The sequence below is a fragment of the Bradyrhizobium sp. LeoA1Lang genome (assembly GCF_055413685.1).
Genome location: NZ_JBVAPG010000039.1, coordinates 12,545 through 35,757 on the forward strand (window position 1 = coordinate 12,545; position 23,213 = coordinate 35,757).

Genomic DNA, 23,213 nt, shown 5'->3' on the forward strand with positions numbered 1-23,213 from the left:
GACCTGTGTAACTTGGCTATAAGAGGGAGGTGCTGTCAAGCGAGTGAGATACGGAGCCGTTGCATGGCTTCTCCGCACCAGAAACAGACGATGAAGGACCGGATCCTTCAGACGGCTGACCGGTTGTTCTACCTGAAGGGCATTCGTGCCATCGGCGTCGACACGATTTCCGCCGAGATCGGCATCAGCAAGCGCACGCTCTACAACCACTTTCCGTCCAAGGACGCGCTGATCGCGGCCTATCTGGAGCATCGCTTCGTGCAGCCGAAGCCGTCGGACAAGTCACCGGTCGAGCAGATCCTCGGCACCTTCGATGCGCTGGAGCGTCGTTTCGGCGCCAAGGATTTTCGCGGCTGTCCCTTCGTCAATGCGGTCGCCGAACTCGGTGGCGAAGACAAGTCGGTGAAGGAAATCGCCATCGCCTTCAAGGAAAGTCGGCGGCTGTGGTTTCGCGATCGATTGGTCGAGCTGGGCGTTGCTGATCCGGAGAGACTTGCGACCCAACTGCAATTGCTGGTCGACGGTTCGATCGCACAGGATCTCGTCCGCGACGACCCTGCGATGGCGCGTGCCGCGAAAGATGCTGCACGAGTACTGCTGGAGAATGCTGGGGTAAAGGTCAGTAGCCCGGATGGAGCGGAGCGAAATCCGGGGAGCCTACGCGAGGATTGAGACGAAACCCGGATTGCGCTTCGCTTCATCCGGGCTACGCAACTTCATCCGAGGCGGCTACGCTGCCGCTGAGACCACCCTGTTCCGGCCATCGTGCTTGGCGCGGTAGAGCGCGTTGTCGGCACGCTTGAGCACGTCGGAGACCGACTCGCCCTTGCGCTCCAGCGTGGTGAGGCCGATCGAGATCGTGACCTCGATGCGGTTGGCGCCCTTGTTGATGGCGAAGGATTCACCGGCGATCGAGCGGCGCAGGCGTTCGGCGACCATGCTGGCGACGTGAAGGTCGGTTTCCGGCATCACGATCACGAATTCCTCGCCGCCATAGCGGCACGCGAGATCAATGCCGCGGATCGATTTGCGGATCCGTGTCGCGAAGTCGCGCAGGACGTCGTCGCCGGCGTCATGACCATAGGTGTCGTTGATCGCCTTGAAGTAATCGATGTCGAGGATCATCAGCGCCAGCGGCTTGCCGCGGGCCGAGGCCTGTTCACCAAGCGTCGCCAGATGGCTCTCCATGTAGCGGCGGTTATGCAGCCCGGTCAGCGCGTCCGTGATCGCCATCTCGATCGAGTTCTGCACATTGTCGCGCAGATGATCGGTATAGCGCCGGCGCCGAATCTGCGTGCGCGCCCGCGCCAGCAGTTCGTTCTTGTCGATCGGCCGCAGCAGGTAATCGTTGACGCCGATCTCAAGCCCGCGCAGCAGCCGCGCATTGTTGTCGGCATCCGAGATGGCGAGGATCGGCAATTGGCGGGTGCGCTCCAGCGAACGTGCCTGGCTGCAGAGCCGCAGGCCGTCGTAATTGTCGAGGCTGAGCGAGACAATGAGCAGGTCGTAATTGCCCTCGGCGGCATTGAACAGCGCTTCGGCCGGGTTGGTCTCGACATCGACCGTATGCTCGGCGGACAGCATCGGCGCGAGCCGTTCGTAGGACGACGGCCGGTCATCGACCAGAAGGATGCGGCCGCCAAGCCCCTTGTCGGCAATCGCGCTGCGTTCGGGCGCCTGCATGCCGATCTCGAGCGAGGTGATCGCACGCATGCGCAATTCATCGGTCATCATCTTCAGTCGTGTCAGCGAGCGCACGCGTGCGATCAGCACGACGTCGGACACAGGTTTGGTCAGGAAGTCGTCGGCGCCGGCTTCCAGCCCGCGCACGCGGTCGGCCGGGCTGTCAAGCGCAGTGACGATGACCACCGGAATGAAGTGCGTGGCCGGGTTGGACTTGAGGCGACGGCATACCTCGAAGCCATCCATGTCGGGCATCATGACGTCGAGCAGGATGATGTCGCATTCAGCCCGGGCGCAGATCTGCAGAGCCTCAGTGCCGTTGGAAGCGGTCAGCACGTCGAAATATTCGGCCGACAGTCGTGCTTCCAACAACTTGACGTTCGCGGGAACGTCATCGACCACGAGGATACGCGCAGACATCGAAACTCAACTCCCCTACCCGATAAAGCGTCGGACAGTCTCAATAAATTTGCCGACCGAAATTGGTTTGGACAAATAGGCCTCGCATCCGCCCTCACGGATGCGTTCCTCATCGCCCTTCATCGCGAACGCCGTGACCGCGACCACCGGGATCTTGCGCAGATCGGGATCGTCCTTGATCCAGCGCGTGACTTCGAGCCCGGAGACCTGCGGAAGCTGGATGTCCATCAGGATCAGGTCGGGATGCAGCTTGCGGACGAGATCGAGCGCCTCGAAGCCATTGCTTGTGCCGGAGGTCTGATAACCGTGCGCCTCCAGCAGGTCGCGAAAGAGCTTCATATTGAGCTCGTTGTCCTCCACGATCAGGACGGTCTTGGCCATCCCGTCCCTCCAAAGCCGTAGGAAACAGTCCCTGATACGGTACGTCCGGTACCGCGGTCGAGCGCGTCGAAATGTAAATTCAAACTAGCGCCAGATTCGCTCAAACCCGTTAAGCCCGACCGCTATCTTGTGTGGCGTGGTTTCCACTTGCTTGAACAGGTCCGAAAGACTCGGGCATGATGCGTGTCATTAGAGAACATAAGTTAACGGAAAGGCAAACCGACCATTGAAAAAGCCTGTTCAAAACCCCCGTGAAGTAGCTGAAATCGTTGCGGTTCAGGCGCTGGGTTTCATCGCCGGCGACCCCGAAAGGCTGGGCCTGTTCCTGGCCGAGACGGGAATCGGACCCGAGACGCTCCGCTCCGCCGCCTCCGACCCAAAGTTCCTTAGCTCGGTGCTCGATTTCGTGATGCGGGACGATGCGACCGTGCAAGCGTTTGCCAAGGCTTCCGAGCTGCACCCAACCAACATTGCCGCGGCCCACCAGGTCCTGAACGATCCCAAATGGGAACGCGACGTGCCGTGAGCGCGGCGCTCACGAGCAACGGCCCCCGCTGCTTCTGCCGGGATTGCCTCGGCGACCTCGACTTCAAGGCAAGGCGCTGCAGCCATTGCGGCTCGCCGCGCCTGGTTCGCCATCACGCCCTGCCGCGGCTTGCGCTGGCGCATATCGATTGCGACGCCTTCTACGCCACGGTCGAGAAACGCGACAACCCTGATCTCGCCGACAAGCCCGTCATCATCGGCGGCGGCAAGCGCGGCGTGGTTTCGGCCGCCTGCTACGTCGCGCGGACCTTTGGCGTGCGCTCGGCCATGCCGATGTTCAGGGCGATCGAGCTGTGCCCGTCCGCGACCGTGATCCCGCCGGATATGGCGAAGTACGTCCGCGTTGGCCGCGAGGTGCGCCACGCGATGCAGGCGCTGACGCCCCTGGTCGAGCCCTTGTCGATCGACGAGGCCTTCCTCGATCTCTCAGGCACCGAGCGCGTCCACGGCATGATCCCGGCGAAGGTGCTGGCGGGCTTTGCCCGCGACGTCGAGCGCAATATCGGCATCACGGTGTCTGTCGGGCTGTCCTGCAACAAGTTCCTGGCCAAGATCGCCTCCGACCTCGACAAGCCGCGCGGCTTCGCCACGCTCGACCAGGACGAAGCGCGCGAGATGCTCGCGGACAAGCCTGTTGGTTTCATCTTCGGCGTCGGGCCTGCGACCCAGGAAAGGCTGATCCAGCGGGGCTATCGCACCATCGCCGACCTGCAGCGCGCGGACGAGAACGAGCTGATGAAGCAGTTCGCGAACGAGGGCCGTAGATTGTGGCGGCTCGCGCGCGGCATCGACGACCGTCGCGTGGTAGCCGATCGCGGCGCCAAGACGATCTCGAGCGAGACCACGTTCGAGAACGACATCCGCGATTTCGTCACGCTGGAAAGGCTGCTGTGGAGATTGTCCGAGAAGGTCTCGGCGCGGCTGAAGAACAGCGAGCTTGCAGGCTCCACCATCACGTTGAAGCTGAAGACCGCCGATTTCCGCCCGCGCACCCGCTCGCAATCGATCGCGGCGCCGACCCAGCTCGCCGGAAAGATCTTTGCGGTGTCGCGCGAGATGGCGGCGAAGGAGATCGACGGCACCGCCTTCCGCCTGATGGGTGTCGGCGTCAGCGCGCTGCGGCCGGGATCGGCGGCCGACGACACCGACATGCTCGACCGACGCTCCGCCCACGCCGAGCGCGCGATGGACGACCTGCGGAAGAAATTCGGAAACGCCGCGGTGATTAGGGGAATTTCTTACAAGGGGCCGGCGAAGACGGAGTGACGTCGTCCGTCTTTCCGTTGTCATTGCCGGGCTTGACCCGGCAATCCATCCACTCCGAAAGGAATCTTCTGAAGGGTGATGGATGCGCGGGTCAAGCCCGCGCATGACGAGGTGAGCCCAACGGCCCCCTATCACTTACAGGGCTTCGCGTCCTTGACGTCGAACTTGCCCATCGCGCCTGATATCACGAAATCATTGTAATCCAGCACCAGCGCACGGGAGACGCCGTTCTCGTAGAGCTCGAACGACATCGCGTAGACCGGCGTCTGCTCGCCATCAACGGCCTTGGCGTCGCGGTCGTAATAGCTCACCGTCACCGGCCACCGGGTCATCGATTTCATCGCATCGTTCGTGCTCGAAGCATCGGGTGATGTCGGCGCGCGCTCGCCCGGGATCGGCTGTCCGATCACAGAAAGCGTGTTGTAGACCTTTTCGCCATTGTCGGAGCCGTCATAGACCGTGAGCTCGAGCACGCTCTTGCCCTCGCGCGCGGCGGCGATGATGTGCTGGATCTGCTCGGTCGGGAATACGACTTTGCCGTCGAGCTGAAAGGTCTTCGCCACCGGCTGCTTCAGCTTGACTGTGATGTGGTCGCCCACCCGCTCCGCCACGCCATCCACCGGCGCGGAATCGCCGTCGTTCATCCGCGTATCGATCTTGAACCGGTAGCTCTTGCCGGCGGCATCCTCCCAGGACGAAGAGCGCAGGTCGGAGAGCGTGACCTTGCCCTCGCCGCTGTCAAGCTCCGATACCTGGCGGAATTCGGATGTGTAGCCCTCGCAGGTGCTGCCGGAGAAATTATAGAGGATGCGCCCGCGCACGCTGCTGATCGCGTTGGAGCCGCGCGACTTCACGAGATTGAGATCGTAGAGCGCCTGATGCGACAAAAACGGCACCGTTCCGGCCGTGGCCGCTCCGTTGGTGAATCCCGATCCTGCGGCTACGGCAATGGTCATCGCCAAAACGCGAGGCGGAATCCGGAACAGGCGGGCCATGTATATCCCTTTAGGAAACGGACGATTCGTCACAATAGTGACGGCTCTATTGCGCCGCAACTGGGGCAGTTTCACAAAAAGGTAACGCCGAGAACGCGAGCGACGCGTTTTTTGGCATATTTCATCAGGGTTTACGCAGCAAAGCGCCGTTCTTGACCGATCCGCGGCCGACTTGAAAGCGGCGGCGCGATGCGCGAAACAGTGCGCCCTGATTGTCACTGAACCCGGGGACGGAAAACATGGCAGGTACGGTCGAACAGAAACTGGCGGCACAGGGGATCACCCTGCCCGAGCCCGCCGCTCCCGTGGCGAACTATGTCGGCTTCGTTCGTACCGGCAACCTGCTGTTCGTCTCCGGCCAGCTTTGCTTCGATGCCCAGGGCAAGCTGATCGCCAAGGGCAAGCTGGGTGCGGGCGTCACCATCGAGCAAGGTAGCGCCGCCGCCCGCGGCTGCGCGATCAACCTGTTTGCCCAGATCAAGGCCGCGCTCGGCGACCTCGACAAGGTCGCGCGTGTGGTGCGGCTTGGCGGTTTCATCAATTCGACACCCGACTTCCTGGACGCACCGAAGGTGCTGAACGGCGCCTCGGACCTGATGGTGGCCGCCTTCGGCGACAAGGGCCGGCACGCCCGTACCGCCGTTGGCGTCGCTTCGCTGCCGGCGGACGCCGCCGTGGAAGTCGAGGGATTGTTCGAGGTCACCTGAGCGATGCGGGCCCCCGACTGGCTGACGGCACGGCCGGTCGCCCATCGCGGCCTGCATGATGTTGCGCGCGGCATCGTCGAGAACATGCCGGCGGCGGCCGAAGCGGCCATCGCGGGCAATTTCACCATCGAGTGCGATATCCAGCTTACTGCCGACGGCGAGGCCATGGTGCATCACGACGATGCGCTCGGCCGGCTCACCGAGGGCTCGGGCCTCCTGCTCACCAAGACGGCGGCCGAACTGAAGGCCATCCGCTTCAAGGACACCGGCGAGCGCATGATGTCGCTCGGCGACCTCTGCGCGCTGGTTGCCGGCCGCGTGCCGCTCCTGGTCGAGGTGAAGAGCCATTTTGACGGCGACCGCAAATTGGTGAAGCGGATGGCGGAGGTGCTGAGCAGCTATTCCGGGCCCGTGGTCGGCATGTCTTTCGACCCGGACCAGGTGCTGGCGCTGCGTGAGATCATGCCAAGGCTGCACCGCGGCATCACCGCCCAGCGCAACTATGACGACGGGTATTGGGCCAAGCTGACGCCGGCACAGCGCGACAGCATGCTGTACCTGCGCCATGGCTTCCGCACCGAGCCGCATTTCGTCGCCTACTGGATCGACCAGTTGCCGGCGCCCGCGCCCTGGATCGCGCGCAACCTGTTCGGCTGCCCGCTACTGGCCTGGACCGTGCGCACGCCGGAGCAACGCGCGAGAGCGGCGCGCTATGCCGACCAGATGATCTTCGAAGGTTTCATGCCGGGAACCTGACATGTGGCTGGCGGCCTTGAAGTCGGCATTGCGATGCACGATCTTTGTAGGGCGCAGGTCACCATGGGCGATGGCCGCTCGCACGGGGGACCGGTTCAAACTCTCAATGGCCTCATCCGAAATCACCCTCGAAGCGGTTCCGTCCGTCAGCGATATCAAGGCTGCGGATTGGGACGCCTGCGCCAATCCGACGGTCGATCCCGGCTCGCTTGACGCCCTCGACACGCTGGCTTTACCCAGTGCTGGAGGCCTCGCATGCATCCACGCAAAACCCGCCTATAACCCCTTCGTTTCGCACGCCTTTTTTGCGGCATTGGAGGCTTCCGGCTCGGCCGTCGCGCGGACCGGCTGGGGGCCACGGCATCTCCTGGCCAGGCTGGACGGCGAGATCGTCGGGATCGTCCCCTGCTATCTCAAGTCCCACTCCCAGGGCGAATACGTCTTCGATCGCGGCTGGGCCGACGCCTATGAGCGCGCCGGCGGCCGGTATTATCCGAAGCTCCAGGTGTCGGTGCCCTTCACTCCCGCCACCGGGCCGCGTCTCCTGCTTCGCAACGGCATCCACCGTGAGCAGATCAGGTCGGCGCTTGCCCATGGCCTGATGGCACTATGCGAGGCCACCGAGGCCTCCTCGGCGCATGTGACCTTTGCAAGCGAGGACGAAGCGAAGTTCCTCGGCGGACATGGTTTTCTGCAGCGGACCGACCAGCAGTTCCACTGGCACAATGACGGCTTCAAGACCTTCGACGATTTCCTCGCCACGCTGAATTCACGCCACCGCAAGGCGATCAAGCGCGAGCGGCGCGAGGCGCTTGCGGCCGGTGTCACGATCCACTGGCTGACGGGCGAGGAGATCACCGAGGATGCGTGGGACGCATTCTTCGACTTCTACATGGAGACCGGCTCGCGCAAATGGGGCCGGCCGTACCTAAACCGGAAATTCTTCTCGCTGATCGGCGAGAGCATGGCCAAGGACGTGCTGCTGGTCATGGCGAAGCGCAATGGACGCTGGATCGCAGGAGCCATCAACTTCATCGGCTCGGACACGCTGTTCGGCCGCAACTGGGGCGCGACCGAGCACCATCCCTTCCTGCATTTCGAGGTCTGCTATTATCAGGCGATCGATTTCGCCATCCAGAGCGGATTGCAGGTGGTCGAGGCCGGCGCGCAAGGGGAGCACAAGCTCGCGCGCGGATATCTGCCGCAGACGACCTATTCCGCCCATTACATCGCCGACCCCGGCCTGCGCCGGGCGATCGCCGATTACCTCAAGCGCGAGCGCGCCTATGTCGCCGAGGTCGGCCGCGAGCTCTCCGAGGCTGGCCCGTTCCGCAAGGGCGGCGACGAGAGTTAAGCTTTCTGCTAGGAGCTGTGTCTTCTGCAAGACACGTGATTTGAGGAGCCGACGCCATGCCCGCCGCCTATGATCCCAACAACATCTTCGCCAAGATCCTGCGCGGTGAACTGCCCTGCCACAAGGTCTATGAGGACGAGCATGTCTTCGCCTTCCTCGACATCATGCCGCGTTCGCCCGGCCACACGCTGGTGATCCCGAAGGCCCCGGCCCGCAACATCTTCGACATCTCGCCCGAGGACTACGCCCATGTCGCGCGCGGCGCGCAGAAGATCGCCGCTGCGGCGATGAAGGCCTTCCAGGCCGACGGCATCACCGTGCAGCAGTTCAACGAGCCGGCCGGCGGCCAGGTCGTCTTCCACCTCCACATGCATGTGATGCCGCGCCAGGACGGCGTCGCGCTGTTGCCGCCGGCGAGCCGCAAGGAGGATGTGAAGGTGCTGGAGGACAATGCGACCAAGCTGATCGCCGCGCTGGGGTAACGGCTCTCTCCCCTTGTCATTCCGGGATGCGCCGTCAGGCGCAGGCCCGGAATCCATCGGATGCATGCGCTGCGGAGAAATGGATTCCGGGTTCGATGCTTCGTATCGCCCCGGAATGACAGGATCACTCCGTCTCGAAATCACCGGGCTGTGGCGGCGCAAGCGGCGTGAACTCGCAGCGATCGGGCTTGATGTCGAGCAGCGGCGTCTCGTCGAGACAGTCCAATCCGCGCACCAGGATGACGTTGCCCTCGACGCCGACCAGCTTTACGATCGAAGTCGCGATCGGGTTCGGCCGCACCGGCGAGCGTAGCGAGAAGGCGCCGCGGGTTTTTCCGTTGCTCTTCGGGCTCTGCAACACGAGGTCGCGGCGCGACTGGTGCAGCCAGTAGAGCACCTCGAGATTCTCGTAGAAATCGACGCCCTTCATGGCGGGCACCCATGGCTCGAAAATCTCCAGACGACAGACGGGGCCGTCATGGCGGCCCTGCCGCGGCGTCATCAGCCGCGAGGTCCAGGGCGTGCGGATGCGACCGATGAAGATCAGGCCGGCGTCCTGTGCCGGCGGCATCTCGATGGCGACTTCGCCCGGGCGTATCTCACCTTCTCGAACCATGTCTCAATCCACAGATAGCTGCTTGCCTATCGACAGTAACGCATTGCGCGGCGGCTGCAATCAGCCGAGCCACCATTGGCCGCCGACCAGGATCACTTCGCCGATGGCCACGCCTGCGAAGATCGATTTCCGCGACAGCGTGAACGCGGCAAAGCCTGCGGCCACGGCCCCATAGCGCAACAGGGCCGGAACGCCTGCGAGCGCGCCGGGCGGCTGCACCACGATCTGCGCGATGACGCCGGCGAGAATCGCGGTCGCGACCGCCCTCACCCACACAAGAAGCTCCGAGCCCTCGTCGAGCCCGCCGCCGAACCACAGGCCCAGCATGCGCCAGATCTGGTTCGGGATCACGCCGGCCACGAACAGGACCACGAGCGCATGCCAGTCGCCGATGAAGGTGCTCATGCGATCGCCTTTGCCCTTGCCCGGTGCACGCCATAGGCGATGGTGCCGGCGACGACGCCGCTGACCAGAATGTCGAGGCCGCTGTTGAGCAGCGTCGCCAATGGATACAGCGCCAGTCCCAGCGCGAGCGCGACACCGTCGGCAAGCTCGCGGCAATTGCGCGCGGTCGAGAACAGGAACGCCAGCGGCGTCAGCATCAGGATCGCCGCGGCGAAAAGCTGCGAGAGATTGGCGGCCAGCAGGTAGCCGATCGTGTTGGCCACCACAGAGAGAAAGACCAACCCGCAACCGAGCCCATGAATGAAGGCGATGCGGCGCTCCCGCGGCACCTGCGGCAGAAAGCGATGGCATTCGACCCACAGCGTGACGGCGGTGAGATGCGCCACCAGGATCAGGTGCCGCCGTTTTGTCTTTGGCGTCCGCATCATCGGCAGGACGGACACCACCATCGGAAACAGGCGGATGGCGCTGACGCTCACCGCGATCGCCGATTGCAGGATGGTCGCGCCGGAGCCCAGCGTCGACACCAGGATGATCTGGGCCGGTCCAGCCCAGACGAACACCGTGCTCGCCAACGTCCAGGCCAGCGAGAAATGCGTGTCATGCGCCAGCGCCCCGATGCCGAGATAGGTCGCGAACAGCACCAGCGCCAGGATGGTCGATCCGACCGACCGCACGCCCCAGAAGAAGGCGCGGAATGAGCTGTGCCATTGCGGGGAATCGAGCGGAGGAAGCGCCACGGAGGACCAGAGAGAGGTTTGAATTGAGCGGCATAGGGCGCGGATGAAGCGGGGCGGCGTCAAGCAAGCGCGCCTCAGGGCTGGCATGCAGCAGCGCCCCACCTTCATTGCGAGCGGAGCGAAGCAATCCATGCCGCCGCTTGCGGAGAGATGGATTGCTTCGTCGCTTCGCTCCTCGCAATGACGAGCCCTACCCTCTCACACCCTGTTCCGCAACACGAAACAGGCACCGCCGGCTTTGCGGATGCGGCTGCAGAGATTGTCGGCCTCGGGCCGCGTGTCGGCGCCGATGCGCACCTGGTAGAAAGTGGCGGTCCCGCGCGTGCGCAGAGGTGCGCTAAGCAGGCTCGGATCCTGGTCGCCGATCACGGCGCCCAGGCTCTTCATCGCACGCGCATACATCGCCAGCGCCTTGTCGCGGTTGAAGCCCGCGGCGAGCTGCACGCCCCAGACCTTTGCTGCGGCGAGCGTGACATGCTGCTCGAGCCCAGCGACGAACGGGTTCGGCGCGCGCTTCAGAAGCGCCATCAATTCGCGGCAGCTCGACGTCGGCGGACGCGCGGGCATCTTGCCGCCGCGGCCGGCGGACGCCCATTCGTCGACGCTGGAGCCGGTGATCGCGTATACATAGTTGCGCGTTTCCTGCGGCATGTAGCCGGTGCCGGCGAGCCAGTCCTGCACGCGGCGCGGACCGGCATTGTAGGCCGCGGCGGCAAGGCCGAGATTGCCGAACTGGCTGCGAAGCTCGCTGAGGAATTCCGCCGACTTCGGCAGCGCCTGTACAGGATTGAAGGGATCGAGCAGGCCGCGCTCGTTCGCCGTTCCCGGCATGAACTGCGCGATGCCCTGCGCGCGCTGGCCGTTCCGCGTCATCGGGCCGACCGCATCGGGCTGAAATCGGCTCTCCTGCCAGATCACGCGGGCAAAGAATTCGAGCGGCAGATCGTTCGCCCGTGCAGCAGATTCGATCATCAGGCACATCGCCTCCCGCGCCTCACTCTCGCGCGCGGTCTCAGACTTTTCCGGGGGTTGCGCGAGTTCCTCGACGCTCGGGTGAACGACGCGGCTGTCAGGCTCCTCGGCCGCCGCCGGTGCCAGCCACAGCAAGATCACGAGAGCAGCGCTGAAATGCGGGATTATTCGCATCATCTCAGACCTGACAAATCAGTCCTTGACTTAGGCGGCGGGCCAACTAGCAAACTTGGGCATTATCAACGCGCCAGGGCCGAAATGCGCACAATCTATTTTGATCTCGACGGCACGCTGACCAACCCCAAGCCCGGGATCACCCGCTCGATCCAATATGCCCTCGAGCGACTGGGCAAGGCGGTCCCAAGCGAAGACGAATTGACCTGGTGCATCGGCCCTCCCCTGCACGCGAGCCTGAAGAAACTGGTCGGCAGCGATGCGCTCGCAGATCGGGCTCTGACACTTTACCGGGAGCGGTTCGCCGATATCGGCCTGTTCGAGAACGAAACCTATCACGGCATCCAGGAGACGCTGTCCGCGCTGGCCGCCTCGCATCCGCGCATGTTCATCGCCACCAGCAAGCCTGCGGTGTATGCCGAGCGGATCATCGATCATTTCGGCCTGCGTCCCTATTTCGAACAGGTGTTCGGCTCGGAGCTCGACGGCACGCGCACCGACAAGACCGAGCTGTTGCGACATGCGCTCGAAATGGCGAAGGCGGATCCCACGCAGGCGATCATGATCGGCGACCGCAGCCACGATATCGTCGGCGCGCGGAGCAACGGCATGACAGCCATCGGCGTCCTCTACGGCTATGGCAGCGAAGAGGAGCTGAAGGGGGCCGGCGCACATCATATCTGCGCGACCCATCCGAATTTGCTCGACCATTGCCTATCGCTTCCGGCTTGATCACTCGGAGCACACGAGATGACAACAACGTCCGACCAGCAGCTCGACTTCGCACCCGACGACGACGCGCCGATCGGCTACATGAAACGCACGCGCGACTACTATGCTGCGATCGGCTACACGACGCCCTATCGGTGGGCGCATTACACCAGCGCGCCGTTCCAGCCGCTGCGCAAGCCGCTCGCCGAATCCCGCCTCACCATCATCACCACGGCGGCGCCGTTCGATCCCGCCAAGGGCGATCAGGGACCAGGGGCGAAATATAACGGCGGCGCCAAGTTTTATCAGGTCTATGACGGCGACACATCGAAGCAGCACGATCTGCGCATTTCCCACATCGCCTATGACCGCGTGCACACCTCGGCCGAAGACAGCGGCACCTGGTTCCCGTTGCCGCAATTGCGGCGGCTGGCGGAGGAAGGACGGATCGGCGAGATCGCGCCGCGCTTCTTCGGCGCGCCCACCAATCGCAGCCACCGCGTCACCATCGATACCGATGCGCCGGAGATCCTGGCGCGCTGCCGCGCTGATGGCGTCGATGCCGCCGTCCTGGTACCGAACTGCCCGGTGTGCCACCAGACCGTCAGCCTGGTGGCACGGCATCTCGAGGCGGGCGGCATTTCGACCGTCGTGATGGGCTGCGCCAAGGACATCGTCGAGCACGCCGCCGTGCCGCGCTTCCTGTTTAGCGATTTCCCGCTTGGCAATTCAGCCGGCAAGCCGCACGATCCGGCTTCGCAGGCGTTCACGCTGGAGCTTGCGCTGCGCGTGCTGGAGTCCGCGCCGGGACCGCAGACGACGGTGCAGTCGCCGCTGCGCTGGAGCGCGGACCATTCCTGGAAGCGCGACTACAGCAACGCCGACGCGCTGAGCGCCGAGGAACTGGCGCGGCTCCGCCGCGAGTTCGACGCGCAGAAGGAAATCGCGAAGGGCATCCGCGAGAGCGCGGCGTAGTCCCTCAATGAAAAAGGCCGGCTTTGCAGCCGGCCTTTTTTGATGATCGATCACAACGCTATCACACCTTCACCAGCGGTCCGCGCGCTGGCCCCTTGGAGCCACCGCCGTTGGGACCGCCCGGCTTCGGCTTGCGCTTGCGGGCGCCGGGGAGCTTCTCCGGCTTCGGCGTGACCGGGCCTTCGACGAACTCGAAGCCGATCTTGTCCTTGCCGGTTGCCTCGTCCTTGACCAGGACGACACGGACATGGCCGCCGCCCTTGAGCTGACCGAACAGCACTTCATCGGCCAGCGGCTTCTTGATGTGCTCCTGGATCACCCGCGCCATCGGGCGGGCGCCCATCTGCTCATCATAGCCATTCTCGATCAGCCATGCCTTTGCGGGCTCGGACAGCTCGATGGTGACGTCGCGGTCCGCGAGCTGCGCCTCAAGCTGAAGCACGAACTTCTCGACCACCATGCCGATCACCTCGGCATTGAGATGCGCAAAAGAGACGATCGCATCGAGCCGGTTGCGGAATTCCGGCGCGAACTGGCGATTGATCGCCTCGTGGTCGTCGCCTTCCCGCTTGCTACGGGTGAAGCCGAAGGCCTGCCGTGCAAGATCGGCCGCGCCCGCATTCGTGGTCATGATCAGGATCACATTGCGGAAGTTGACCTGCTTACCGTTATGGTCGGTCAGCCTGCCGTGATCCATGATCTGCAGCAGCACGTTGTAGAGATCCGGATGCGCCTTTTCGATTTCGTCGAGCAGCACCACGCAATGCGGATGCTGGTCCACGCCGTCGGTCAACAGGCCGCCCTGGTCGAAGCCGACATAGCCGGGAGGTGCACCGATCAGGCGCGACACCGTGTGCCGCTCCATGTACTCGGACATGTCGAAGCGCAGCAGCTCGACGCCGAGCGACGCCGCGAGCTGTTTTGCCACTTCGGTCTTGCCGACGCCGGTCGGGCCGGAGAACAGGTAGCAGCCGATCGGCTTCTCCGGTTCGCGCAAGCCGGCACGCGCCAGCTTGATCGAGGCCGACAGCGACTCGATCGCCTTGTCCTGGCCAAACACCACACGCTTCAGGGTTTGCTCGAGGTGCTTCAGCACCTCGGCATCGTCCTTCGACACGCTCTTCGGCGGGATCCGCGCCATGGTCGCGATCGTGGTCTCGATCTCCTTGATGCCGATCGTCTTCTTGCGCTTGTTCTCGGCGACCAGCATCTGCGCCGCACCGGACTCGTCGATCACGTCGATCGCCTTGTCAGGCAATTTGCGGTCGTGGATGTAGCGCGAGGAAAGCTGCACCGCCGCCTCGATCGCCTCATTGGTGTATTTCAGACGATGGTAATCCTCGAAATAGGGCTTGAGGCCCTTGAGGATCGCAATCGCGTCTTCCACCGTCGGCTCGTTAATGTCGATCTTCTGGAACCGGCGCACCAAAGCGCGGTCCTTCTCGAAATGCTGGCGGTATTCCTTGTAGGTCGTCGAGCCCATGCAGCGGATGGTGCCCGATGCCAGCGCTGGCTTGAGCAGGTTGGACGCATCCATCGCGCCGCCCGATGTGGCACCGGCGCCGATCACGGTGTGGATCTCGTCGATGAACAGGATCGCGTTCGGGTGCGCCTCGAGTTCCTTCAGCACCTGTTTCAGGCGCTCTTCGAAATCGCCGCGATAGCGCGTGCCGGCGAGCAGCGTTCCCATGTCCAGCGAGAACACGGTGGCAGCGGCCAGCACTTCCGGCACTTCGCTGTCGACGATGCGCTTGGCCAGTCCCTCCGCAATCGCGGTCTTGCCGACGCCGGCTTCGCCGACGAACAGCGGATTGTTCTTCTGCCGGCGGCACAACACCTGGATCGCGCGGCTGATCTCGGCATTGCGGCCGATCACGGGATCGATCTTGCCGTCACGCGCCTTCTTGTTGAGGTTGACGCAATAGGTCTCGAGCGCCTCGCCCTTCTTCTTGGAGTCCTCGTTGCCCTTGGTCTCGGTCTCCTCGTCGACGCCGCGCACCGGCCGCGCCTCGGAGACGCCCGGCCGCTTGGCGATGCCGTGGCTGATGTAGTTGACCGCGTCGTAGCGCGTCATGTCCTGCTCTTGCAGGAAATAGGCGGCGTGGCTTTCGCGCTCGGCGAAGATCGCGATCAGCACATTGGCGCCGGTCACTTCTTCGCGACCCGAGGACTGCACGTGGATCACCGCACGCTGGATTACGCGCTGGAAACCGGCGGTCGGCTTCGCGTCATCAGCGCCATCAGTCACCAAATTTTCGAATTCGGTCTCGAGATAGTTGACGAGACTGGTCCTGAGCTTGTCGAGATCGACGCTGCAGGCCCGCATCACCGCGGCCGCATCCGAGTCGTCGATCAGCGACAGCAGAAGGTGTTCAAGCGTCGCGTATTGATGGTGACGCTCGTTTGCAATCGCCAATGCACGATGCAGGGATTGTTCAAGGCTTTGGGAAAAAGTAGGCATTCGCTTCCTCTATGGCCCCCGGCCATCATGATCGCCATTGCCCGGTCAGGCAACAACAACCTTCGTCATCCCCTGTCATATAGTCACGCACGATCGTGGCAAAAGCCCGGCTTCGCGCAGCGGTCAGCCAATCGAGCAAAGGCGCCGCGACCGAGAGCCACATCCCGCCAGCCAGCGGGAACGCCATCTGCTTCCGTCAGGCAAACCATTTCCATCAGGCAAATCGGAAGCAAGACCCGTTCCGCTTCGTGGCGGGTCTGCTCGACGCTGGGCCCGCGTTACTTTTTTTCCATCACACATTGCAGCGGATGCTGGTGCTTCCGCGCAAAATCCATCACCTGGGTTACCTTGGTCTCGGCAATCTCATAGGTGAAAACCCCGCACTCCCCGATGCCATGGTGGTGCACGTGTAGCATGATCTTGGTCGCCGCTTCCGCGTCCTTGTTGAAGAACTTCTCTAAGACATGAACGACGAACTCCATCGGCGTGTAGTCGTCGTTCAAGATCAGGACGCGGTACAGATTGGGGCGCTTGGTCTTCGGCTTGACCTTGGTGATGACCGAAGTGGACGGACCTCCGGTCGTCCCCCCACTACGGCCCTCGTCGTTGCCCATCCGGGGCGCTAATGGTGCGGCAAGCGCCGATAAGGGCGAATTGGTTGCAAAAACTGTCTGCGACATGGCTCAGGCGTTCGACATCCCCAAAGGAAACACGCAACGCACTTGGAGGTTGCGCAACGCCGAAAACAGCCGTCACGGAACTTCCAGCACGCTCAAGAGATCGCCGCTTCCCGGTCCGATCCTTTGCTGGGTCGGCGAAACGCAATATGGGCCCGGCTCCGTCCTGCTGCAAGCACAGATGCGTGGCTCACACGAGGACGGCCGGCCCGACTCCCGGGTCTCGGCGCTCATGCGAAGGTTAATCGTTTCTGGCGGGTTTGACAAAGGAAGCCGACCACTCGTTTAGCGACCATTGACAATAGGTCCGCTTTCGTCCCCGTCGTTCGGCTTTTGCCTTGGCTTTGACCCGTTTTTATGAGGACCGGTTTACCACCTATTTAGCGGCGCACTGAGAAATGGCGGCACCAACCAGATTGCGGTGAACGCCATGCCCGTCACAACCATTTTCGACCGTCTTCGCACGGCGGCCCGCCGGTTCGCCGGCGCGGATCAAGGCAATATAGCGGTAATCTTTGCCCTAGCTGCGGTTCCGATCGTCACCTTCGTCGGCGCGGCGATCGACTATTCTCGCGTCAACGCCGCCCGCTCTTCGATGCAGGCGGCGCTCGACTCGACGGCGCTGATGCTGTCCAAGGATCTCACCAACGGAACCATCACAACCTCGCAGATCCAGGCTCAGGCAAAGATCTATTTCGCGTCCCTCTACACCGACAAATCCGGGACGGTCTCACCCGACAGCGTCCAAGCTTCCTACACGCCGAAAGACAGCAGCGGGATAACGAAGATCCAGGTGACCGCTTCCGGTAACCTGCCGACCGATTTCCTAAGAATGGCCGGCTACCCGACCCTCGATTTCGGCACCAGCTCGACCGCTGCCTGGGGCAATACCCGCATGCGCGTAGCAATGGTGCTGGATAACACCGGATCGATGGCCCAGAACGGCAAGATGGCGGCCTTGCAAACGGCGGCCAAAGACATGATCGATACGTTGTCCACCTACAACAAGCAGGAAGGCGACGTCTATATTTCCATCATCCCGTTCGCAAAGGACGTCAACGTTGGAACCGGCTACGTCGACGCGCCGTGGATCAACTGGGCGGAATGGGAAGCTGAGCCGCCTATCTTAAACGACAAATCCACCAGCGCTAACGCGGCCTTTAAAACGGCCGTAGCCGGATCGGACTGCCCTTTCACGAAAAACAATCACGGCTTCGTTTGTATGGACCGGCCTGCAACAACGTCCGGAGCCAAGACCGCAAGCAAAATACCTTCGAGCGGCTACATCTGTCCCGGCCTTGATAGCGGCAGGAAACTTCCCGGCAAAACCAATATTTACTACAATGGGTGCTACACGACCGTCAGCGGCGCGAGCGCAAGTTGCGGATCATTCGGTCCTAACAGATGCTCGTGCTATGGGAGCGGCTCAAGCAAGATATGTCACCTTTGGCGCGGTGACGATACCCCTGCGACGGCTGCAGCAAGGCCTGCGCACAGCACTTGGACCGGCTGCGTCAACGATCGCGACCAGGACCACGATACGGAGAACATCGATCCGGGATCAGCCGTCAATGATGGGACACCGTCAAAGCGGTTCTACGCCGAACAGTGGTCCGATTGCCTTCCCGCCACGATAACTCCGATGAGCAATCAGTGGCAGACTCTCAAGAACCAGATCAGCGCAATGACTCCCAGCGGCAACACCAACCAGGCTGTTGGGCTAGCTTGGGGGTGGCAGTCCCTGAGCACGACGAATGGTCCCATCGCGGCAAAGGCGAAAGAGAGCACCTATGTCTACAAGGATTACATCGTCCTGCTGTCCGACGGATTGAACACCCAAAACCGCTGGAGCACATCCCAGTCGAGCATTGACACCCGTCAGGATATCCTCTGCGGGAACATCAAGAAGGACACGACCAACCCCGTCACAGTGTTCACGATTCAGGTCAACATCAACAACGCAGACCCGAAATCGCAGGTGCTGCAGGATTGCGTGACCACCCCCAACGGCAGCTTCCAAATGATCACGGACCCGAACGAGACTTCGACTGCATTCAAGAACATCCTCACACAAATCTCCAAGCTGCGAGTGGCGAAGTAATCCGATTGCCCGTACCAAGAAAAAAGCCCGGCCATGACGGCCGGGCTTTTGTTTTCCGGAAGCTGGTGCTGGCAGCGTCGATCAGTGCGCCGGGCCGAATTTGGCGACCAGGCCCTCGAACGGCTTGAAGGTCTGCTTGGCGCAGTCGCTGTAGAGGCCGGCGATCTTCTGCGATTCCGCAACGAAGGTCTCATAGGCCGAGCGGGCATACTCGGTCTGGGCTTCCAGCGCCTTCTCGAGCGACTTCACGCCGGACAGCTTTTCCACAAACGACTTGGTGTCCTCGAACGACTTCTTCGCGTAGTCGCCATAGGCGGTCGCGATCGCCTGGACGCCGCTCTGCAGATTGTTCGCCGAAGCTGTGATCGTCTCAATCTGCTCTTTTCCGTAGTTCTGAATGTCTTCAACCTTGACCATTGGAATCCTTTCCCAAGACTTTTTCGCGCAAACCCATTGTCGGCACGAGCCGACTCCCCGAACGCGCCGTCAAACTAGTGCGGCGCACAATCAAGTCAAGGGATATTGTGCATCGCACAAATTGTTCGAATTTGCCGTAAACCCCGGGTCTTTACGCAACGCTTAATTAAGCTTTTGGAAACTCGGCAGGCCTAACCTTGATTCCCGAACGGGTTCATCTTCCGACAGGCAGCCTGAAAACTGTTTGTGAACAGCATCTTAGCCAGAACAGCGACCCTGGCCGGCCGATGCAACCGGAGCCTCGTTTCCGGAAGCCATCGTCGAACAGGGGGATGTCAGCGGCCCGTCGGGCACAATTTTGCCTCACGGGCCGGTGATCAAGATAGAAATTGGGACGGGGAAGTAAATGCTTCGTACAACTTTCGCTTCCTCGCGCGTCTTGCGAGTTGGCGTTCTCGGGCTCATCACCTTCACCACAGCGATCCTGATCTCCAGCGAGAGCGCCGAGGCGCGTCGCTCGCGCCACCGTCATCACGTGCGCTCTCATCAGGTGGATCGCGACAGCTATAGCCCCCAATTCTCCTCCATCATCGTCGACGGCAATTCCGGCTCGGTGCTGGCATCCAACAATCCCGATGGTCTTCGTCATCCGGCCTCGCTGACCAAGATCATGACGCTTTATCTGCTGTTCGAGCGCCTCGAAGCCGGCAGGATGAAGCTGGATACGGAGATGCAGGTATCGGAGCACGCCTCAGAACAGGCTCCCACCAAGCTTGGCCTCCGCCCCGGCCAGACCATCAGGGTCGAGGACGCCATCAAGGGCCTGGTGACGCGTTCCGCCAATGACGCCGCAGTCGTGATCGCCGAAGCCATTGGCGGCGATGAGGATGACTTCGCCAAGATGATGACGCGGAAGGCCCGTTCGCTCGCCATGAGCAAGACGGTCTACCGCAACGCCTCAGGCCTGCCCAACGATGAGCAGGTGACGACCGCGCGCGACCAGGCCACCCTCGGCCGCGCGATCCAGGATCGGTTCCCGCGCTACTATCGGTACTTCTCGACCTCCGTGTTCAATTATCGGGGACAGTCGATCCGCAATCACAACCACCTGCTCGGCAAGGTCGAAGGTATCGACGGCATCAAGACCGGCTACACCCGTGCCTCCGGCTTCAATCTCGTCAGCTCGATGCGCCGCGGCAATCGCCATCTGGTCGGCGTGGTGTTGGGTGGCCGCAGCGGCGGCTCGCGCGACGCCATCATGCGCAGCCTGCTCGCCGAGAATCTCGAGAAGGGCGCAACTATCCGCACCGCCGCCGCCATCACCGAGAAGAACGTCGCGGATGGCAATACCAATGTCGCGGAAGCTGATACTCCGTCCCGCGGCAACGACCAGCCGGCGCAAGTCACTTCCAGCGCCGCCGCCTCCGCTGAGCCCGCAATGGCAGCGCTCACGCCGGCGGCTCCGCGCCCGGCCGCAAAGGCATCGCTGATGGCCGCAGCGGCCGCCGCCCTTCCTCCGCCACCGGCGAAGGTTGAGCCAGCGGCGAGGCCGGAGCCCAAGTCAGAACCCGCGCCCCTGACCAACGGCGTGATCCAGAGCCAGCCGATGGCCATTATCCCGGGCTCGGCCGAGCCGATGAAGCCGGTCAAGGTGAAGACGGTTCAGGTCAAGGCCGGCAGCACGAAGCTCGCCTCCGCCGCTCCGTCCCAGCCGGCCCCACCGATCACCAATGCGATCCCGGCGCGTCCGGAAGTGGCAGAGACCTCCAGCGCCGTTGTGGCGAGCGCCGATGTCGCCAAGACCGACGCGTCCAAGACCGAAGCCGCCAGACCCGCAGCCCGGACCGAAATGCCGCCGCAGCCCGCCGGGTTCGGCACCGGCAACGGCATCCTCGGCGTGTTGCCCGCGTCGAGCCTGCAGCAGCCCACCTCCTCGCCGCAGACGGTCGCCGCGTTCCAGCCGCAAGCGGTGCAGCCGGTCGCGGTCGCCAAGCCTACGCAGCCTGCCATGCACACCGGCTGGATCATCCAGGTCGGTGCGCTCGAAAGCGAGGACGAGGCGCGCCAGCGCATCGATCTTGCGCGCAACCAGTCGCGCGGCCTCCTCGGCAAGGCAGATCCCTTCACCGAGCCGGTCGTCGGCAAGGATAACCGCAAGCTTTATCGCGCCCGCTTTGCCGGCCTCGAGCGCGAGCAGGCCGAGGCGGCGTGCCGGACGCTGAAACGCGCCGACATCTCCTGCATCACCATCCGCAACTGATCTTTCGGCTAGAGCATTTTCGGTTCTGATTGAATCAGAACCGAAGCTCTAGATTCTTGTTTTGACGCGTTTTCTTCACGCGAACCGGTATCCACTTCCCTCGAAGACGCTCTAACCTGAAAATCGCAAAGCCGGCGCCCACCAGCGCCGGCTTTCTTGCGTCGGCCCGTGGCAGCGGCGGCTACTTGTTCCCTCGCGAAACTTCTCGGCAAGGATTTACGGTTAAGCTTTCGAGAACAGGGGATCGACCACGCTGGACAACGGCGGGGTGAGATCGGAGCGTCAACACAGAGAAGCAGCGGCAACTCTCGGTTTGTAGCGTTTGGTAGCGTGCCGGAGTTAGCTAGAATGCGTGCGAAGCAAGGTATCCTTGGCCTCGTTTACACGGGCAGCGAGGTACGTCGACCCCCCTTGATCGGGATGCAGTTTCTTCATGAGAGCGCGGTGCGCCCGGCTGATATCGTCACGCGAGGCTCCCGGCTGCAGGCCAAGGACCTGGTAGGCCTCCTCTTCCGTCATTTTGCCGCCCGGCGCCGCGCGGCGCTGCCCCCCTGCCCCGTTGCGCTGCGTGTCCTGACGCCAAGCGGGAAACCGGCGGTCCAAATAGCTTTCAAGTAACGTGACGCTTTCGGCGTCGAAGCCGGCGGCCATCGCCAGCAATCCCTGCAGGTCGAACTCGTCGAGCGAGCGGCCGGCATTCGGTCCTTCCACGATCTGGCCCGACAGCGCGCCAGTGTCGTGGTCGAGGCTCATGTCGAGATATTTCGAGCGCACGCGCGAACTCTGTCCGGCGGAACGCCGCGCGCCGCCGAAGATGCTGTTGAAATTGCCCAGCACGTTCGGCGACCAGCCGAGCAGGCCGGCGCCAAAGATCCCGAGTGGGATCGCCACCGCAAGTTCTCCCCTGATGCCGGTATAGGCGGCGACTGCGAGCGACAAGACGCCGCCGACGATCTTGATCGCGCGCGCCAGCATCGCCGGGTTGGCGGCCCGAAACATCTGCAGCAGGAGATAAAGCATGACAACGGCGACGACGCCGGCAATCAGAGTTGGCATGGGCGCAATATAATCGCGGCGGCGAGGAAAAGCATCGCGAACCATCGGCGCCGATCTGCCGCTGGAGGCCCTGGTGTGGCAGGAGGCATCCGGCGCCACCTTTCTAGCCTACAATGATCCGCCTGGCTTGCGCACCGCCACAAGCTGTCGGGCGAAGCGGCGACCGCCGTCAGCAACATGTCGGCCGCGCTCAATGCGTGCGAAAGCGGCGACGTCATAGGTAAAGCTGAGGTGCAGTCACTTCATCTGGCCGATCAACTTGGCCGCACCGCTCGCGGTTTTCGACAATTGCAGCAGCGCCTCGCGGCCGCCGGCGGCGTAGGCCGCAGCCGCCCGCAGCAGTTCGCGCAATTGCGCCGCTGCGCCCGGATCGAAGCGGCAATAGGCGCCGCCGGTCAGCCGCGCAATCTCGCGGAACGTCTGCTCGGCGGTGGCGTCGCCGCCTTCCTGGAACATGAAGACGGGTACCTTGAGCAGCCCGAGTTCGCCGGCCTTGGCGCAGAGATCGTCGGCGGACTCCTCCATGGCGTCGCCGACGAACACCACAGCCCGCACCCCGGAGGCGACCGCCTCGCGGCGCGTCTCGGACAACACTTTGCCGATCTGGGTATTGCCGCCCTGGCAATCGATCTTGCCCATCAATCTGGCAAGGTGAGCGCTGTCGGAAATCCATCCAGTCGCCCGGCATTCGTTGAAACCGCGGTAATAGACCAGGCGGATATCGAGACTGCCCAGAGAGGCAGCCTCGCGAAACATGTCCGCCTGCAGCGCACAGGCCATGTCCCAGGTCGGCTGCCGGCTCATCGTGGCGTCGAGTGCAAAAATCAGCCTTCCGCGCCCGCTGGCGTGATGCGGCGACATCGCGCGCGCCTTGGCGACGAAGGCGGCGATATCGTCGGAGCTGGACGGAGATGCTTCCGGCAAGCGACCGGACTGGCGGGCCTCGGCCGCCTGCGCAGCGATGTCGTTACCGGATTTCGGTTTGGTCGGTTCGGCAGCCATGAATCCTCGCCGTTGCTGCGAGGATTATGTGGGCCGGGATCAGGAAAGCGTCAATG

24 protein-coding genes are annotated in these 23,213 nt (G+C 63.0%); 12 read left to right on the forward strand and 12 right to left on the reverse strand.

What is annotated here, in order from left to right:
* The first annotated feature begins 63 nt into the window (after positions 1 to 63).
* Complete coding sequence (locus ACZYOF_RS15585) at positions 64 to 672, forward strand: TetR/AcrR family transcriptional regulator (RefSeq protein ID WP_463716304.1); 609 nt, start codon at positions 64 to 66, stop codon at positions 670 to 672.
* A gap of 57 nt (positions 673 to 729) precedes the next feature.
* Here the strand turns inward: ACZYOF_RS15585 and ACZYOF_RS15590 are convergent, their stop codons facing one another.
* The gene (locus ACZYOF_RS15590) at positions 730 to 2,103 is read right to left on the reverse strand and encodes a PleD family two-component system response regulator (RefSeq protein ID WP_282532104.1); all 1,374 of its coding nucleotides are present in this window, start codon (positions 2,101 to 2,103) and stop codon (positions 730 to 732) included.
* Positions 2,104 to 2,118: 15 nt separating this feature from the next.
* Positions 2,119 to 2,484: a response regulator gene (locus ACZYOF_RS15595; protein WP_027581229.1), complete on the reverse strand. Its 366-nt coding sequence runs from the start codon at positions 2,482 to 2,484 to the stop codon at positions 2,119 to 2,121.
* Positions 2,485 to 2,710: 226 nt separating this feature from the next.
* Here ACZYOF_RS15595 and ACZYOF_RS15600 point away from each other — a divergent pair, with 226 nt between their 5' ends.
* Positions 2,711 to 3,010: a DUF3572 domain-containing protein gene (locus ACZYOF_RS15600; protein ID WP_028163956.1), complete on the forward strand. Its 300-nt coding sequence runs from the start codon at positions 2,711 to 2,713 to the stop codon at positions 3,008 to 3,010.
* Positions 2,989 to 4,296, forward strand: coding sequence for a DNA polymerase IV (locus ACZYOF_RS15605; protein WP_463716305.1), 1,308 nt, complete (start codon positions 2,989 to 2,991; stop codon positions 4,294 to 4,296). Before ACZYOF_RS15600 ends, ACZYOF_RS15605 begins: the two co-directional genes overlap by 22 nt.
* 131 nt (positions 4,297 to 4,427) lie before the next feature.
* Here ACZYOF_RS15605 and ACZYOF_RS15610 read toward each other — a convergent pair whose 3' ends face one another.
* A complete protein-coding gene (locus ACZYOF_RS15610; protein ID WP_463716306.1) occupies positions 4,428 to 5,291 on the reverse strand; it encodes a cell envelope integrity EipB family protein in 864 nt (287 codons plus the stop codon).
* Between the two features lie 239 nt (positions 5,292 to 5,530).
* Here ACZYOF_RS15610 and ACZYOF_RS15615 point away from each other — a divergent pair, with 239 nt between their 5' ends.
* From ACZYOF_RS15615 to ACZYOF_RS15630, 4 genes are all read left to right on the forward strand, one after another.
* Entirely contained in the window at positions 5,531 to 5,998 is a 468-nt protein-coding gene (locus ACZYOF_RS15615) for a RidA family protein (RefSeq protein WP_463716307.1), read from the forward strand.
* Positions 5,999 to 6,001: 3 nt separating this feature from the next.
* The gene (locus ACZYOF_RS15620) at positions 6,002 to 6,754 is read left to right on the forward strand and encodes a glycerophosphodiester phosphodiesterase (RefSeq protein ID WP_463716308.1); all 753 of its coding nucleotides are present in this window, start codon (positions 6,002 to 6,004) and stop codon (positions 6,752 to 6,754) included.
* Positions 6,755 to 6,860: 106 nt separating this feature from the next.
* On the forward strand, positions 6,861 to 8,108 hold the full coding sequence (locus ACZYOF_RS15625) for a GNAT family N-acetyltransferase (protein ID WP_463716309.1): 1,248 nt from the start codon (positions 6,861 to 6,863) through the stop codon (positions 8,106 to 8,108).
* Between the two features lie 56 nt (positions 8,109 to 8,164).
* A complete protein-coding gene (locus ACZYOF_RS15630; RefSeq protein ID WP_463716310.1) occupies positions 8,165 to 8,590 on the forward strand; it encodes an HIT family protein in 426 nt (141 codons plus the stop codon).
* Positions 8,591 to 8,714: 124 nt separating this feature from the next.
* Here ACZYOF_RS15630 and tsaA read toward each other — a convergent pair whose 3' ends face one another.
* The 4 genes from tsaA to ACZYOF_RS15650 all read right to left on the reverse strand — a co-directional run bounded on the left by tsaA (position 8,715) and on the right by ACZYOF_RS15650 (position 11,497).
* The gene (gene tsaA / locus ACZYOF_RS15635; RefSeq protein ID WP_463716311.1) at positions 8,715 to 9,206 is read right to left on the reverse strand and encodes a tRNA (N6-threonylcarbamoyladenosine(37)-N6)-methyltransferase TrmO; all 492 of its coding nucleotides are present in this window, start codon (positions 9,204 to 9,206) and stop codon (positions 8,715 to 8,717) included.
* A gap of 60 nt (positions 9,207 to 9,266) precedes the next feature.
* Positions 9,267 to 9,611: an AzlD domain-containing protein gene (locus tag ACZYOF_RS15640; protein ID WP_282532111.1), complete on the reverse strand. Its 345-nt coding sequence runs from the start codon at positions 9,609 to 9,611 to the stop codon at positions 9,267 to 9,269.
* The gene (locus ACZYOF_RS15645; RefSeq protein ID WP_130580373.1) at positions 9,608 to 10,351 is read right to left on the reverse strand and encodes an AzlC family ABC transporter permease; all 744 of its coding nucleotides are present in this window, start codon (positions 10,349 to 10,351) and stop codon (positions 9,608 to 9,610) included. The genes ACZYOF_RS15640 and ACZYOF_RS15645 overlap by 4 nt, the downstream gene beginning before the upstream one ends.
* A gap of 198 nt (positions 10,352 to 10,549) precedes the next feature.
* Positions 10,550 to 11,497 (reverse strand): transglycosylase SLT domain-containing protein, encoded by a 948-nt coding sequence (locus ACZYOF_RS15650; RefSeq protein WP_463716331.1) that lies wholly within the window; start codon positions 11,495 to 11,497, stop codon positions 10,550 to 10,552.
* Positions 11,498 to 11,581: 84 nt separating this feature from the next.
* Between ACZYOF_RS15650 and ACZYOF_RS15655 the strand changes: the two genes are divergently transcribed.
* Both ACZYOF_RS15655 and ACZYOF_RS15660 read left to right on the forward strand, forming a co-directional pair.
* Positions 11,582 to 12,229 (forward strand): HAD family hydrolase, encoded by a 648-nt coding sequence (locus ACZYOF_RS15655; RefSeq protein ID WP_463716312.1) that lies wholly within the window; start codon positions 11,582 to 11,584, stop codon positions 12,227 to 12,229.
* 18 nt (positions 12,230 to 12,247) lie between these two features.
* Positions 12,248 to 13,183, forward strand: a complete 936-nt coding sequence (locus ACZYOF_RS15660; protein ID WP_463716313.1) for a glycine/sarcosine/betaine reductase selenoprotein B family protein — start codon at positions 12,248 to 12,250, stop codon at positions 13,181 to 13,183.
* A gap of 61 nt (positions 13,184 to 13,244) precedes the next feature.
* On the opposite strand, the gene clpA is transcribed toward ACZYOF_RS15660, so the two are convergent.
* Positions 13,245 to 15,644 (reverse strand): ATP-dependent Clp protease ATP-binding subunit ClpA, encoded by a 2,400-nt coding sequence (clpA, locus tag ACZYOF_RS15665; protein ID WP_282532115.1) that lies wholly within the window; start codon positions 15,642 to 15,644, stop codon positions 13,245 to 13,247.
* Between the two features lie 278 nt (positions 15,645 to 15,922).
* Positions 15,923 to 16,258, reverse strand: a complete 336-nt coding sequence (gene clpS / locus ACZYOF_RS15670) for an ATP-dependent Clp protease adapter ClpS (protein WP_282532119.1) — start codon at positions 16,256 to 16,258, stop codon at positions 15,923 to 15,925.
* 493 nt (positions 16,259 to 16,751) lie between these two features.
* On the opposite strand from clpS, the gene ACZYOF_RS15675 reads away from it, so the two are divergent.
* Positions 16,752 to 18,422 (forward strand): pilus assembly protein TadG-related protein, encoded by a 1,671-nt coding sequence (locus ACZYOF_RS15675; RefSeq protein ID WP_463716314.1) that lies wholly within the window; start codon positions 16,752 to 16,754, stop codon positions 18,420 to 18,422.
* 81 nt (positions 18,423 to 18,503) lie between these two features.
* On the opposite strand, the gene ACZYOF_RS15680 is transcribed toward ACZYOF_RS15675, so the two are convergent.
* Positions 18,504 to 18,839 (reverse strand): phasin family protein, encoded by a 336-nt coding sequence (locus ACZYOF_RS15680; RefSeq protein WP_130583037.1) that lies wholly within the window; start codon positions 18,837 to 18,839, stop codon positions 18,504 to 18,506.
* 406 nt (positions 18,840 to 19,245) lie between these two features.
* On the opposite strand from ACZYOF_RS15680, the gene ACZYOF_RS15685 reads away from it, so the two are divergent.
* Complete coding sequence (locus tag ACZYOF_RS15685; protein WP_463716315.1) at positions 19,246 to 21,099, forward strand: serine hydrolase; 1,854 nt, start codon at positions 19,246 to 19,248, stop codon at positions 21,097 to 21,099.
* A gap of 339 nt (positions 21,100 to 21,438) precedes the next feature.
* On the opposite strand, the gene ACZYOF_RS15690 is transcribed toward ACZYOF_RS15685, so the two are convergent.
* On the reverse strand, positions 21,439 to 22,155 hold the full coding sequence (locus tag ACZYOF_RS15690) for a DnaJ domain-containing protein (protein ID WP_282528291.1): 717 nt from the start codon (positions 22,153 to 22,155) through the stop codon (positions 21,439 to 21,441).
* A 43-nt stretch (positions 22,156 to 22,198) separates the two neighbouring features.
* On the opposite strand from ACZYOF_RS15690, the gene ACZYOF_RS15695 reads away from it, so the two are divergent.
* A complete protein-coding gene (locus ACZYOF_RS15695; protein WP_463716332.1) occupies positions 22,199 to 22,375 on the forward strand; it encodes a DUF302 domain-containing protein in 177 nt (58 codons plus the stop codon).
* 17 nt (positions 22,376 to 22,392) lie between these two features.
* Here ACZYOF_RS15695 and ACZYOF_RS15700 read toward each other — a convergent pair whose 3' ends face one another.
* Entirely contained in the window at positions 22,393 to 23,157 is a 765-nt protein-coding gene (locus tag ACZYOF_RS15700) for a vWA domain-containing protein (RefSeq protein ID WP_130583607.1), read from the reverse strand.
* Between the last annotated feature and the right edge of the window lie 56 nt (positions 23,158 to 23,213).